At 56.7% G+C, this 240-nt stretch carries 1 pseudogene; it reads right to left on the minus strand.

What is annotated here, in order from left to right:
* A pseudogene (locus QP752_RS11335) lies at nucleotides 1–240 on the minus strand (sugar ABC transporter permease); the annotation flags it as partial.

Raw genomic sequence — 240 nt, forward strand, 5'->3', positions numbered from 1 at the left:
CCTGCCGTCAGGCCGTTGACCAGCCAGCGTTGAGCCAGCAAGAAGACGATGGTGATCGGTAATGCAGACATCACGGCAGCGGCGGCAAAGTCACCCCACAGGTAGTTTTGCGGGTTGAGGTATTGCTGCATCCCCACGGCCAGGGTGTAGCTGTTTACGTCACGCAGTAATAGCGACGCGACCGGAACTTCAGTAATGGCAGCGATAAACGACAGGATGAACACAACCGCCAGAATCGGT

This window comes from Corynebacterium sp. UMB10321 (genome assembly GCF_030228725.1).
GTDB lineage: Bacteria > Actinomycetota > Actinomycetes > Mycobacteriales > Mycobacteriaceae > Corynebacterium > Corynebacterium pseudogenitalium.